Genomic DNA, 12,981 nt, shown 5'->3' with positions numbered 1-12,981 from the left:
AGGCAAGGCGTTGCAGGGCTGTCGCAGATTAAGCTTAGGCAATGTCCGCCCCAATCCGGAGTTCAGTATGCTTGTTCGCCTTCTCGCCTCGCTTGCGTTCGCCGCCGCGCTCGCAGGTGGTTCACCTGCCTCGGCGCAAGAGCCATATCGGCCGGTCATCCTGATCGGCATCGACGGCTTCCGTGCGGACTATCTGGATCGCGGGCTGACCCCGACCTTGTCGCGGCTGGCGCAAGAGGGCGTGCAGGCGGAGGGCGGCATGCGTCCCTCGTGGCCCAGCGTGACCTTTCCGAACTTCTATACACTCGCAACAGGTCTGCATCCCGACCACCACGGCCTCGTCTACAACACCATCACGGACCGGGACCTGCCGGGCCGCCGCTTCTCGCTGGGCAACCGCGCCGAGGTGATGGACCGGGTCTGGTACGACGCCGGGGAGCCGATCTGGGTGACCGCCATGAACGCGGGCCTGCGTACAGCCACCCTGTTCTGGCCCGGTTCCGAAGCGCCGATCCGCGGCGTACGGCCAACCTACTGGCTGCCGTTCGAGCAGACGGTGCCGTCGCTGGCGCGGGTCAATATCCTGCTCGCGTGGCTGAGCCTGCCCGAAGCCGAGCGGCCGCAGCTGGCGACGCTGTATTTCGACGTTCTGGACTCCGCAGGACACAAGTATGGCCCGGATGCGCCGGAGACCGATGCGGTGCTGTCCGATGTCGACGCCGCGGTGAAGGCGCTGCTCGACGGGCTGGCGAAGCAGGGCGTTGAAGCGAATCTGGTGATCGTCGCCGACCACGGCATGGCGCCGATCTCGGGCGAGCGACTGGTTTTCCTCGACGACAAGGTCGCAGCTGATGCCTTTACCGTCACAGCCCATGGCCCGGTGGCGACGCTGGACCCCAAACCCGGTCGCGAAGCCGAGGTGGAGGCCGCGCTGCTGGGCCGCTCCGACCATTTGGAATGTTGGCGCAGGGGTGAAATCCCGCCGCGGCTGGCCTACGGGACCAACCCGCGTATTCCCGCGATCGTCTGTCTGGCTGAAACCGGCTGGATGGCGACGACGCATGAGCGGACGCCAGACCCCGCCCGCATACGGGGCGGCGCCCACGGGTATGACAATGCGTCGGAGGAAATGCGCGCCCTGTTCATCGCCCACGGCCCTGATCTGGCGCGTGGCGCGACCCTGCCGGAGATGGACAGCGTAGACGTCCAGCCCCTGCTGGCCCGTCTGCTGGACCTGTCCGCGCCCGCGGGCGACGGTCAGGCGCAGGATACCGAAGCCGCCATGGCGCGATGATCGCGGGAGCCTTCGACGGCGGCGTTTCCGTCGGCTAGAAGGCGCGTCCCATGTCCGCACTGAACCGTTTCCGCACCAAGCGGGCCGCCTTGGCCTTCATCCTGATCACCGCGATGCTGGACATCGTGTCGATGGGGTTAGTCATTCCGGTACTGCCGTCCCTGATCGAGGAGTTCGCGGGCTCGAACGCGGCGGCGGGCATCTGGAACGGCGTGTTCGTGGCCCTGTGGGCGGCGATGCAGTTCTTCGCCTCGCCAGTGATCGGCTCTCTGTCCGATCAATACGGGCGACGGCCGGTGATCCTGATCTCCTGCGCCGGGCTGTCGCTCGACTGGATGCTGATGGCGCTGGCCCCAAACCTCTGGTGGCTGGCCTTGGGGCGCATTCTGGGCGGGCTCACCTCGTCCAGCTTCACCACGGTCTACGCCTATATGGCCGACATCACCGAGCCGGATAAACGGGCCAAGGCCTACGGACTGATCGGCGCGGCCTTCTCGGGCGGTTTCGTGCTGGGCCCGGTGATGGGCGGGCTGCTGGGCGAGATGGGGCCGCGCATTCCGTTCTGGGTAGCCGCCGGAATGTCGGGCGTGGCTTTCCTGTACGGCTGGCTTGTGCTGCCCGAGAGCCTGCCGGTCGAGAAACGGATGCCGTTCAGCTGGGCGCGGGCCAATCCGGTCGGGTCGCTTGTGTTGTTGAAGCGGCATGCCGAGCTGGCGGGCCTCGCGATGGTGAACTTCCTGCTCTACTTCGCCCACCACGTCTTTTCGGTCGTATTCGTGCTGTACGCGGCGCTGCGCTACGGCTGGGGGCCGCTGCAGGTCGGCCTTCTGCTGGCTGCGGTGGGCGTACTGGACATAATCGTGCAGGGGCTGCTGGTCGGAAAGGCGGTCAAGCGGTTTGGCGATCGCGCGACCATGGTCTTCGGCCTGTTCGGCGGTACGGTCGGCATCGCCATGATGGGCTGGGCGCCGACCGGCTGGATGTTCATGCTCGCCATGCTGCCGAACGCGCTGTGGGGTCTGGCCATGCCGACGCTGCAGGCCCTGATGACCCGTCGTGTGGGCGAGGACGAGCAGGGCCAGCTTCAGGGTGCGAACATGAGCGTCGCCTCGATCGCCGGGGTGGCGTCGCCGCTGTTCTTCGGCTGGATCTATGCGCAGTCGGTGTCGGGGCAGTTCGCCGGGTTGGCGCGCTGGTTTGAGGGGCTGGGTCTTCCGTCCGCGATTGTGAAGCCGCTCGTGGGCGGCCTGTTCGATCCGGGTCTCGCCTTCTACATCGCGGCGGCGGTCCTGCTCCTGGCGGCGGCGGTTGGGTGGGTTACGGCGCGACAGGCGGAACGCGACGAAAGCGTGGCCGTTTGAAACGGCGCCGCCATCATCCCGTCGAAATGCGGGGACGTGATGGGCGGATCGACCACCGACATTTCCAGCGGACGATGATGAAGACCAGCTCGCTTGCCCTCGCGCTCTCCCTGACCCTCGCCGCCTGCGGCCAACCCGACCCTTCCAAGGCCCAGGACGGCGCATTTGCCGACGCCAATCGTGTCGTGCCCGGCGACTCCGCCTCGATGAAAGCGAGCTTTGCGCCCGTGGTGCGGCGTGCGGCCCCGGCGGTCGTCAACATCGCGGCGCGCGGCGTCCAGCGGGTGCAGGACCCCTTCTGGTCCATGTTCGGCTACAACGCCCAACGGGCGCAGCAGGTGGGCTCGATCGGCTCCGGCGTTATCGTTAGGCCGGACGGCGTGGTGGTGACAAACAACCACGTCATTCAGGGCATGAGCGACATCCGCGTCACCCTGACCGACCGGCGCGAGTTCTCGGCGCGTGTGGTGCTGGCGGACGAGCGGTCCGACATCGCCGTGCTGCAACTGGAAGGCGTGGACGGCCAACTGCCGACGCTGAACATCGACGATCGCGAGCAGCAGCAGGTCGGCGATCTGGTTCTGGCCATCGGCAACCCGTTCGGGGTCGGCCAGACGGTCACCAACGGCATTGTTTCCGCTTTGAACAGGACCGAAACCAACATCGCGGACTCCGGCTCGTTCATCCAGACGGACGCAGCGATCAATCCCGGCAACTCCGGCGGCGCGCTGGTAGACATGGACGGCGATCTGATCGGCATCAATTCGGCGATCTTCTCGCGGTCGGGTACATCGTCAGGCGTTGGCTTCGCGGTGCCTGCGGCGCAGGTACGCCGGGTCGTGGACAGCGCCGTCGGCGGCGCCACAGCGGTGGTGCGGCCGTGGCTGGGCCTGAAGGGCGACACGGTCACCGGCGACATCGCCCGCAGTCTCGGTCTGGACCGGCCACAGGGTCTGGTGGTCACCCAAGTCTACCCGGGCGGCCCGGCAGCGGACGCCGGCATTCGCGAAGGCGACGTGGTCACCTCCGTCGACGGGCAAGAGGTCAACGATCAGGGTGGCCTGAACTACAATATCGGTCTGCGCGATCCGAACACGCGAGTGCCGGTCACGCTGTTGCGGGATGGACGGTCGGACACGGTGCAGGCGCGTATAGAGCCGCTGCCGGGCGACGCTGACCCGAAAGGCGGTCAGGTCATCCAGTCCGGCTCGTTCGCAGGCGCCCGTGTGCTGACCCTCAACCCCGCGCTGGCCGATCGGCTGGGCGGCGACCCGTTCGCGTCGGGCGTCATCATTGGTGAGCTGGTCGGCAACAGTTACGCCGCGGCCAACGGTTTCCAGCCGGGCGATGTCGTTCTCCGGGTCAACGGCAGTGCGGTGACCTCGGCGGGCCAACTGAACGGCGTGCGTCGGGGGTCGGAAGTCTCGATCAACCGTGGCGGACAGCTGAGAACCGGCCGGGTTGGCTAGACCTCAGCTCTTCCGGCTGGGCGACCCGATTGACCAGATGTGGCCGAACGGGTCGGTCATCCGGCCGTAGCGGTCTCCCCAGAACTGGTCGGCCAGCGGCATGACGGGCACGCAGCCAGCGATGATGGCGCGGCTCCACCACTCGTCGGCGTCGTCTACCTGAAGGTGCAAGGTTACGCCTTTCGGTGTAATGTCGGCCTCGTTCCCGTACTCCGGAAACTCATCGGACAGAAAGATCAGCCCGCCGTTGATCAACAGACGGCTGTGCATCACCCGCTCGCCGTCCTCGGCCAGCGTACGCATCAGCTCTTCGGCCCCGAAGGCAGCGCGATAGAACTCGACCGCCGCCTGTCCGCCGCGCGAGGGGATGGTCAGATAGGGGATCGCGCCGGAACCTGTGGGCGTGACGTGGGCGGTGGTCATGCGTACTCCGTGAAGGCGACGGCACAGTAACGCGTGAAATGAGCGCCGCGAACGCCTATCTGAATGCGCTCATGAGCGATCTGTTCGAAGCTTCCGGCATCCATCCCCCCGACGCCCCGCTAGCCGACCGCCTGCGGCCGAAGTCGCTGGAGGAGGTTGTCGGTCAGGATCACCTGCTGGGCGAGGGCGGTCCGATTCGGCGGATGATCGAGGCCGGACGGCTGGGGTCGATGATCCTGTGGGGGCCGCCGGGCACCGGCAAGACCACCATCGCCCGCTTGCTGGCCCAGGCCGCCGGCTATCAGTACCAGCAGATCAGCGCCGTCTTCTCGGGCGTGGCGGACCTGAAGAAGGTGTTCGAACAGGCTCGCGTGCGCCGCGCCGCCGGTCAGTCGACCCTGCTCTTCGTCGACGAGATCCATCGCTTCAACCGCGCCCAGCAAGACGGCTTCCTGCCGTTCGTGGAGGAGGGGGTGGTCACGCTGGTGGGCGCGACGACCGAGAACCCGTCCTTCGAGCTGAACGGCGCCCTGCTGTCGCGCAGTCAGGTTTTCGTTCTGAAGCGGCTGGACGACGAGGCGCTGGATCAGCTGCTGAGCCGGGCCGAGGCGCAGGAGGATCGCAAACTGCCGCTGACCGTCGAGGCGCGGCAGGCGCTGACCGCGCTGGCCGACGGCGACGGCCGCTATCTGCTGACCATGGCCGAAACCCTGTTCGCCTTGCCTGACGGGACCGAGCTGGACGTGCAGGGTCTGGCCGGCACGCTCCAGCGCCGCGCGCCCGCCTACGACAAGAGCCGGGAGGAGCACTACAACCTCATATCCGCCCTGCATAAGTCGGTGCGCGGCTCGGACCCCGATGCGGCGCTTTACTGGCTGGCGCGGATGCTGAACGGGGGCGAGGACCCGTTGTATCTGGCCCGCCGGATCGTGCGGATGGCGGTGGAGGACATCGGTCAGGCCGATCCCCTGTCCATCCTCGTCGCCAACGCGGCCAAGGACACCTACGACTTCCTCGGCAGTCCCGAGGGCGAATTGGCGCTGGCGCAGGCGGTGGTTCATCTCGCCACCGCGCCGAAGTCGGTGGCTGTCTACAACGCCTGGAAGGCGGCCTCGAAGGCGGCGCGTGAGACGGGCTCGTTGATGCCGCCCGCCAACATCCGCAACGCGCCGACGAAGCTCATGAAGCAGCTCGGCTACGGCAAGGGCTACCAGTATGATCCGGACGCCGAGGATGGCTTCTCGGGCGCCAACTACTTCCCCGAAGGCATGGAGCGCCGCACCTTCTACGATCCCCCGGGCGAGGGACACGAGGCGAAAGTCAGGGAGCGGCTCGAGCGTTGGGCTGAGCTGAGGGCCCGGAAGCAGGGCGGGTCCGCCACCTCAGATTCTGAATAATTACACATTTGAAATCAAAGTGTTGTGGCACGTGACTTGCTAGGTGTCTCCGGTCAGGGAGGTCACCATGCCCGCGCCGATCACCAGTTCAGTCTATCAGGCGGACTATTCCAGCCCGTTCCGCGAACGCTGGGCGGGGCGCACCGTTAATGACGGCGATGTCCGCGATATTCGCGGCTTCCATATCGATGTCTCCGGACAATCGACGCGTGGAGAGAAGACCTACCGGTCGACGGTCACGGGCGGATCGGGGACGACTCTCTACGATCCAGAGCACCCACCCCATGCGCCGCGGCCATTGGACACGGGATTGCCCAGCTCCAGCCTGTTGATCCTGCAAGATAATTTTAACGACCGGTTCCAAGCCGCGCAGCAGGCGGATGCTGCGGGCGTCCTGTCACCAAAACAGAACCCCTATGCCGTTTCCATGCCCGCATGGGTCGACATCCAGCAGCGCGAGGAGACCCGTCCTGAGCAGATCACTTCAGTCGGCTACTTCAACGGCGTCGAAGATATCACCGACCTCGATTCCCAAAAAGCCTTCACTTCCACTCAGGTGGAGCGACTAAAGGCGCTGGCTAAGATCGAGCGGGACCTGGGCTCTGAATACGGTGAGCCGGTAAAACTTGCCTGGGACGGCGCGGCCGGTGAGTACATGATGCTTCGTCCGGGGCAGGCAGGTTACGACGAAGTGCTCAGCGTGAATGACCTCGTCCGAAATCTGGGAAAGGACCTCGGGCGACTGGGTTTGTTCAACCCTGATGAGATCGCCCGTCTGATCGCGTGACACCCTGTCGGTCGGCCGGTTAACGCTGTTCATTGTCGTCAGGCGCATGCCGACCTACCCTTCCCTGATCAGGAATCCTTGGGAGGGGACGATGACCGATACGACAATGACTGTGAGAACGCCGTGGCACCTGTGGGTGGTGGGGATCATATCCCTGCTGTGGAATGGCTTCGGCGCCTTTGATTTCATCAACACCACGACGCGCGGCGAGGCCTATATGCGCGAGATGAAGTTCGATCAGGCGATGATCGACTACTTCATCGCCATGCCGAACTGGATGTATGTGCCGTGGATCCTCGGCGTCTGGGGCGCGGTGCTTGGCTCGATCCTGCTGCTGTTGCGCAACAAGCTGGCCTTGCCTGTGTTCGCGCTTTCGCTGCTGGGGGCGGTGGTCAGCCTGATCTACGGGCAGTTCATCAATCCGCCGCCGCTGGCGCCCGAAATGGCGGCGATGAAGTGGATGCCTTACGTGATCACGGCCATCGCCGTGTTCCTGCTCTGGTACGCCTGGTCGATGCGCAAGAAGGGCGTGCTGCGCTGAGCCTGATCGGACGGTTCTCGCCTTGAGGGCCGTCCGGCGCTAAGCGGGGCAGGTGAGTACGCGCCAGCCCGTCCAGTTGTCCGAACAGGAAATCGCCGCCGTCCGCTCGTGGGTCATCCACGAGGACGCGCAGGTGCTCGCCTTCAGCAAGCCGGCCGGCCTGTCCAGTCAGGGAGGGCGTATTCAGGCGCATACGCTGGACGACCTGTTGTGGGCCTTCATGCGCTCGAACGGCAAGCGGCCGGAGCTGGTGCACCGTCTGGACCGCGACACATCCGGCGTCATTCTGGCGGCCAGGACGAAGCCGGCGGCGGGTTTTCTGGGCAAGGCGATCCAGATGCGACGGTTCAAAAAGACCTATCTCGCTCTTGTGTCGTCCGCGCCGGAGCCGGCGTCGGGCCGGATCAACAAACCTCTGGTGCGTCAGGAGATTGGACGCGAAAGCTATATGCGAGTCTGCGAGTTCGACACGCCGGGCGCCCAGGGGTCGGAAAGCCGGTACCGGACGCTGTCCGCCTCGGACGGCGGTGCGCTGGTTGAGCTGGAGCCGCTGACAGGACGGATGCACCAGCTGCGGGTCCATATGGCCTCGATCGGCCGGCCGCTGGTCGGAGACGTCCGCTACGGCGGCGCCCTTACCTTCGCCGGACGCTCGGCGCCACGGCTGATGCTGCATGCCGCGAAGCTGACCTTCCCCCATCCCGACGGCGGCGAAGTGACCGTTGAGGCGCCACCGCCCGAGGATTTTCAGGGCCTTGTCCAGGAGGCCGGCCTCTAGCGCCCGGCGTACACAGGAACCGTCCTGTCGGGCCGGCGCTTTGTCTGGACAGAGTTTCGGAGCCCCGCCATGAAGCGTTTCGTTCTTCCGGTCATCGCCGCCTCCGCACTGGCGTTGTCGGCCTGCGCCAGTCTCGCGCCCTATTCCGCCCAGACAGGGCCGGGAGGGCAGGGCTATACCGAACAGCGGATCGAGAATGACCGCTACCGTGTCACCTATTACGGTGTCGGCGCGCCGGGCCCTGTGGCGGATTTCGCCCTGCTGCGCGCCGCCGAGCTGGCGACGGCCGAGGGCTACGACTGGTTCGAGGTCACCCAGCGCTGGACCGACGGCCGTCCTGACAGCGCGGGCGGCGTGCGACCCAGCGTCGGCGTCGGCTACGGCTCCAGCCGCTATGACGGCCGGTACGGGCGATATTCATCGTCCGGCGTCGGCGTGGGGGTTGGTCTGAACTTCAGCGGTCCGTCGCCAACCTCGACCTCGCTGGAAGTGGTCATGGGCCGCGGTTCGAGGCCCGACCGGCCGAACGCCTATGATGCGCGCGGCGTGCAGGACGCCATCCGCCCGCGACTCTAGAGCGGTCCCTTCGCTTCGCCGCAATCGGCGCTATAAGCCAGCGGATGACACGTTTCCTCATCGTCGCCGCGGGAGGCGCGCTGGGCGCCATGGCGCGCTACGGGCTCGGACGGGTATTGCCCGCGACCGGTTGGCCGTGGCCGACGCTGTCGGCGAACGTGGTGGGCGGTCTGACGATGGGCGCACTGACAGGCTGGCTGGCGTTCCGGGGTGGCGCGCACGCTGAGAGCATCCGCCTGTTCGCCGCTGTCGGCGTGCTGGGCGGCTTCACGACCTTTTCGGCCTTTTCACTTGAGACAGCGCTGATGATCGAGCGCCGCCAGCTAGCGATGGCCGGCGGCTATGTCGCCGCCTCGGTCGCCCTTTCGATCCTCGCCCTGTTCGTCGGCCTGTTCCTGGCCCGCCGCGCCTTCGGAGCCGCCCTTTGACCGACGAGACCCCCGCCTCCGATGCGCCGAAGCGCGAGGTCCAGACCATCTATGTCGCGGAGGCCGAGGACGGCATTCGTCTGGACCGTTGGTTCCGTCGTCGCTGGCCGCACCTGTCCAACATCCAGGTGCAGAAGATGGCCCGCAGCGGCCAGATCCGCGTGGATGGGGCCCGCATCAAGCCCGAAGGCCGCCTGACCGCCGGCGCCGCGGTGCGCGTGCCGCCGATCCCGGACGACACCTCGAGACAGGCCGGTGACGCCCATACTCTGTCGGCCAAGGACATCGCATTCGCCAGGTCGCTGGTCCTTTATGAGGACGACATGGTCATCGCCATCAACAAGCCCCACGGGCTGGCGGTGCAGGGCGGGACGAAGACCAGCCGCCACGTCGATCGCCTGCTGGGGGCCTGGGGTGAGGGGATGGACCGGCCGCGGCTGGTGCATCGGCTGGATCGAGACACCTCCGGCGTCCTGCTGCTGGGCAAGGGGCCCGAGGCGGCAAAGCGGCTGGCCGGCGCCTTTGCGCGGCGTCAGGCCAAGAAGACTTACTGGGCGATCGTCATCGGCAATCCGAAGCCGGCGGCGGGCCAGATCGACATGCCGCTGAAGAAGACCGGCATCAATGACTTCGAGATGATGCGTCCGGCCGACCGCAAGGACCCTCGCGCGGAGCCCGCCGAAACCGCGTTCGCCACCGTCAGCCGGGCGGCGCACCGGGCCGCGTGGATGGCTCTGCGCCCGTTCACCGGCCGGACGCACCAGCTGCGGGCGCACATGGCCGGCATCGGGCATCCGATCCTCGGCGACCCGAAGTACGGCGACGACAAGTCCCGCGAGCTGTCGGGGCCACTGAAGCTGCAACTCCACGCCCGCCGCATCGAGCTGGATCACCCGTCCGGCGGCAAGCTGATCGTCGAGGCGCCGCTGAGCCCCGAGATGAAGGCCGGCTTCACCCATTTCGGGTTCGACCCGCATGAGGGCGACGAAGACCCCTTCGAGGGCGTCAGGCGGATGCGGTGACGGATCTGGCCGCGCGCGCCAAGGCCCTCGCCGATGCGGGGCAGATCGCCGAGGCGGTGGCGCTGCTGAAGGCCGAACAGCGGCTGGATCTGGTTCTGGAACTGCGTGAGGCCGCGGTGGCGGCGCGCCCGGCCAGCGCGGTCGCCGAGCACAATCTGGCGGCCATTCTCGGCGATCTCGGACGCGGCGCGGACGCAGAGGCTGCGGCGCGCCGGGCGCTGGGCAAGGGCGGCGATGCGCCGGAGACCTGGCTGGTGCTGGCCCGCGCGCTGTTGGCGCAGAACCGACACGAAGAGGCGGAAGACGCCTATCGCCACGCCGTGCGGCGCAGGCCCGGCTACGTCGACGGGGTACGCGAGCTGTCCCAACTGATCTGGATGCGGACCGAGGATCGCACGGCGACTCTCGCGCCGTTCGGAGATGCGAGGGTGCAGGGGGCGGAAACGCCGCCGCTGGCCGCCGCATGGGCGCAGGCGATGGAATACGCGGGCGCCCCGCCCGAAGAGATCCTGCAGGCCCTCAGGCCAGCCGCGGGCGATCCCAACATCGCGGCCGTTTGCGCCCACGCCGCGATGTCAGTCGATCTGGACGAGGCGTTGATGCATGCCCGGACCAGCCAAACCGTGCGTCCGGGGTTGGCGTCGATGCTGAAGCTGGCGGAAATCCATCTGGCGCGCCACGAGGTAGAGCCGGCGCTGTCGCTGATCGAAACGGTCCTGACCGCTGTGCAAGAGGATCAAAACGCCCTCAGCCTGAAGGCCGTCGCCTTCCGCCTGCTGGACAGTCCGCGTGCGCACGAGCTTTACGCCTATGACGCCATGGTCGGCGCGTATCTGATCGACACCCCTGAGGGGTGGCCGTCTCTGGAGGCTTATCTGGTGGACCTCGCGCCGGCCCTGCGTCGGCTGCACGCGCTGCAGACCCATCCGGTAGGACAGAGCCTTCGCCACGGGACCCAGACGACGGCGCCCCTGACCGCCAGCGACGACCCCGTCATCCGGGCCTTCTTTCGGGCCGTCGATCGTCCGATCCGTCACTACATCGCAGCCTTGGGCCACGGGAACGACCCACTGCGTCGGCGCATCACCGGTGACTATCGCATCGCGGGTGCGTGGTCGGTCCAGTTGCGACCCGGCGGTTTCCACGCCAGCCATGTGCACCCGGAGGGCTGGCTGTCGTCGGCCTGCTATATCGACCTGCCGGACGCGATCGCGGAGGGGCGACAGGGCTGGATCGGCTTTGGCGCGCCGCCTTTCCTGCCGGATTTGCGGCCCGAATACTTCCAGAAGCCCGAGCCCGGCATGCTGGTGCTTTTCCCCTCCTATATGTGGCATGGCACCCAGCCCTTCGCGGGCGAGCAGCCCCGTCTCACCATCGCCTTCGACGTCGTTCCCGCATGACCCGACCCCTCGCCATCTTCGATATCGACGGCACACTCGTCGACAGCCGCGCCTCGATCCATCGCGCCGCCTGCGAGGCTGCACGGGACATCGGCCTGCCCGAGCCTGAGTATGACCGCGTCCGCATGATCGTCGGCCTGTCGCTGGAGCACGCCATGGCGGTGCTGGAGCCCGGGTTGAACCCCGACGAGCTGGCCCGCTTCGTCGCCGGCTTCCGCGCCAGCTTCAACCGCATGTACGCCGAGGGGCACGAGGAGCCGCTGTACGACGGCGCGATGGATCACCTGCGCCGCCTGCACCGCGACGGCTGGCGGCTGGCGCTGGCGACGGGCCAGAACCGGCGCGGCGTGGCCCGCAATCTGGCGCGTCAGGGCTGGGCCGACCTGTTCCTGTCATCCCACTGCGCCGAGGACGGGCCGGGCAAGCCGGATCCGGCCATGCTGCACGCCGCCATGGCCGCCTGCGACGCTGATCCGACCACGACGGTGATGATCGGCGACACAGCCCATGACGCCGAGATGGCGGTTAAGGCGGGCGTGCATCCGCTGGGCGTCGCCTGGGGCTTCCATACCGCCGAGGAGCAGATCGCCGCCGGCGCCCGTCATGTGGCCACAAGTTTCGGCGAACTGTCCGTCGTGCTGGACGGCTTCGCCGCCCGCGCCCGCGCCGCCTGAGAGACCGCGAATGAGCCACATCCCGCCGCTTGATCCCAATGTCGCCGCCCGCAAGGGCTTCCGCGAATCCGAGGAACGGCTGAAGCGCTTCTGGACGGCGGTAGATGTAGCCGAAGGGGAGGGCGGCTGGACGGTCATGCTGGACGGCCGCGCGCCGAAGACGCCGGCGCACGCGAAGCTGACCCTGCCGACCGAGGCCGCCGCCCGACTGGTCGCCGACGAATGGGCGGCGCAGGGCGAGTTCATCGACCCGGCGACCATGCCCGCGACGCGTCTGGCCTCGACCGCCATCGACCGCATCAGTCAGGCGCGCGAGCCCGTCGCCGACGAGATCGCCGCCTACGCCGGTTCGGACCTGCTGTGTTATCTGGCCGAGGCTCCGGGATCGCTGGTGGAGCAGCAGGCGCGCGAGTGGGGGCCGTGGCGCGCATGGGCTGCGGTCGAGCTGGGCGTCCATCTCGAGCCCGCAGAGGGCATCGTCCACAAGCCTCAGGATCCCGCCGCGATCGCCCGCGTGCGCGAACTGGCTCTGCGGCTGGACGATTTCGCCCTGACCGGCCTCGCCACGGCCGTGCCCCTGCTGGGCAGCGCCGTCCTGGGGCTGGCGGTGCAGCGGGCCGCGGTGTCGGGCGAGCTGGCATTCGACCTGTCGCGTCTGGACGAGGCGTTTCAGGAGGCCCGCTGGGGCGTCGACGCCGAGAACGCCGAACGGACCGCCGCCCGACGGGCCGAAGCGGTCCTGGTCGACCGGTGGTTCCGCGCGCTCGAGGGCTGACATCCGCTCCGGACGTCCCATCCTTGCCAGCCTGACCGCGTCTCCTTAAGCCAGCA

Annotated in this window: 14 protein-coding genes; 13 read left to right on the top strand and 1 reads right to left on the bottom strand. The window is 67.5% G+C overall.

Annotation, left to right across the window (positions count from 1 at the left end; all coding sequences use genetic code 11):
• Positions 1–67: 67 nt before the first annotated feature.
• The 3 genes from ACIQC9_RS07740 to ACIQC9_RS07730 all read left to right on the top strand — a co-directional run bounded on the left by ACIQC9_RS07740 (position 68) and on the right by ACIQC9_RS07730 (position 4,124).
• Positions 68–1,294, top strand: a complete 1,227-nt coding sequence (locus ACIQC9_RS07740; protein WP_400614128.1) for an ectonucleotide pyrophosphatase/phosphodiesterase — start codon at positions 68–70, stop codon at positions 1,292–1,294.
• 50 nt (positions 1,295–1,344) lie between these two features.
• Positions 1,345–2,655 carry a TCR/Tet family MFS transporter gene (locus ACIQC9_RS07735; protein WP_400614126.1) on the top strand — a complete coding sequence of 437 codons (1,311 nt, stop codon included), beginning with the start codon at positions 1,345–1,347 and terminating at the stop codon, positions 2,653–2,655.
• 77 nt (positions 2,656–2,732) lie between these two features.
• Complete coding sequence (locus tag ACIQC9_RS07730) at positions 2,733–4,124, top strand: trypsin-like peptidase domain-containing protein (protein WP_400614123.1); 1,392 nt, start codon at positions 2,733–2,735, stop codon at positions 4,122–4,124.
• A gap of 3 nt (positions 4,125–4,127) precedes the next feature.
• On the opposite strand, the gene ACIQC9_RS07725 is transcribed toward ACIQC9_RS07730, so the two are convergent.
• Positions 4,128–4,547, bottom strand: a complete 420-nt coding sequence (locus tag ACIQC9_RS07725; RefSeq protein WP_400614121.1) for a VOC family protein — start codon at positions 4,545–4,547, stop codon at positions 4,128–4,130.
• Positions 4,548–4,618: 71 nt separating this feature from the next.
• On the opposite strand from ACIQC9_RS07725, the gene ACIQC9_RS07720 reads away from it, so the two are divergent.
• The 10 genes from ACIQC9_RS07720 to ACIQC9_RS07675 all read left to right on the top strand — a co-directional run bounded on the left by ACIQC9_RS07720 (position 4,619) and on the right by ACIQC9_RS07675 (position 12,925).
• Positions 4,619–5,944 carry a replication-associated recombination protein A gene (locus ACIQC9_RS07720; protein WP_400615426.1) on the top strand — a complete coding sequence of 442 codons (1,326 nt, stop codon included), beginning with the start codon at positions 4,619–4,621 and terminating at the stop codon, positions 5,942–5,944.
• A gap of 67 nt (positions 5,945–6,011) precedes the next feature.
• Positions 6,012–6,731 (top strand): hypothetical protein, encoded by a 720-nt coding sequence (locus ACIQC9_RS07715; RefSeq protein WP_400614118.1) that lies wholly within the window; start codon positions 6,012–6,014, stop codon positions 6,729–6,731.
• A gap of 91 nt (positions 6,732–6,822) precedes the next feature.
• The gene (locus tag ACIQC9_RS07710; RefSeq protein WP_400614116.1) at positions 6,823–7,272 is read left to right on the top strand and encodes a hypothetical protein; all 450 of its coding nucleotides are present in this window, start codon (positions 6,823–6,825) and stop codon (positions 7,270–7,272) included.
• A gap of 52 nt (positions 7,273–7,324) precedes the next feature.
• The gene (locus ACIQC9_RS07705; protein ID WP_400614113.1) at positions 7,325–8,050 is read left to right on the top strand and encodes an RluA family pseudouridine synthase; all 726 of its coding nucleotides are present in this window, start codon (positions 7,325–7,327) and stop codon (positions 8,048–8,050) included.
• A 69-nt stretch (positions 8,051–8,119) separates the two neighbouring features.
• Positions 8,120–8,626: a CC0125/CC1285 family lipoprotein gene (locus tag ACIQC9_RS07700; protein ID WP_400614111.1), complete on the top strand. Its 507-nt coding sequence runs from the start codon at positions 8,120–8,122 to the stop codon at positions 8,624–8,626.
• 44 nt (positions 8,627–8,670) lie between these two features.
• Positions 8,671–9,054 carry a fluoride efflux transporter CrcB gene (gene crcB, locus ACIQC9_RS07695; protein WP_400614109.1) on the top strand — a complete coding sequence of 128 codons (384 nt, stop codon included), beginning with the start codon at positions 8,671–8,673 and terminating at the stop codon, positions 9,052–9,054.
• Positions 9,051–10,076 (top strand): RluA family pseudouridine synthase, encoded by a 1,026-nt coding sequence (locus ACIQC9_RS07690; protein WP_400614107.1) that lies wholly within the window; start codon positions 9,051–9,053, stop codon positions 10,074–10,076. The genes crcB and ACIQC9_RS07690 overlap by 4 nt, the downstream gene beginning before the upstream one ends.
• Positions 10,073–11,476 carry a putative 2OG-Fe(II) oxygenase gene (locus tag ACIQC9_RS07685; protein WP_400614105.1) on the top strand — a complete coding sequence of 468 codons (1,404 nt, stop codon included), beginning with the start codon at positions 10,073–10,075 and terminating at the stop codon, positions 11,474–11,476. Before ACIQC9_RS07690 ends, ACIQC9_RS07685 begins: the two co-directional genes overlap by 4 nt.
• Positions 11,473–12,150 (top strand): HAD-IA family hydrolase, encoded by a 678-nt coding sequence (locus tag ACIQC9_RS07680; RefSeq protein ID WP_400614103.1) that lies wholly within the window; start codon positions 11,473–11,475, stop codon positions 12,148–12,150. The genes ACIQC9_RS07685 and ACIQC9_RS07680 overlap by 4 nt, the downstream gene beginning before the upstream one ends.
• A gap of 10 nt (positions 12,151–12,160) precedes the next feature.
• Positions 12,161–12,925 (top strand): ATP12 family chaperone protein, encoded by a 765-nt coding sequence (locus tag ACIQC9_RS07675; RefSeq protein ID WP_400614101.1) that lies wholly within the window; start codon positions 12,161–12,163, stop codon positions 12,923–12,925.
• The last annotated feature ends 56 nt before the right edge of the window (positions 12,926–12,981 follow it).

It is taken from the genome of Brevundimonas sp. NPDC092305 (genome assembly GCF_044755415.1).
GTDB lineage: Bacteria > Pseudomonadota > Alphaproteobacteria > Caulobacterales > Caulobacteraceae > Brevundimonas.
This window is presented reverse-complemented; position numbering and strand designations above follow the sequence as displayed.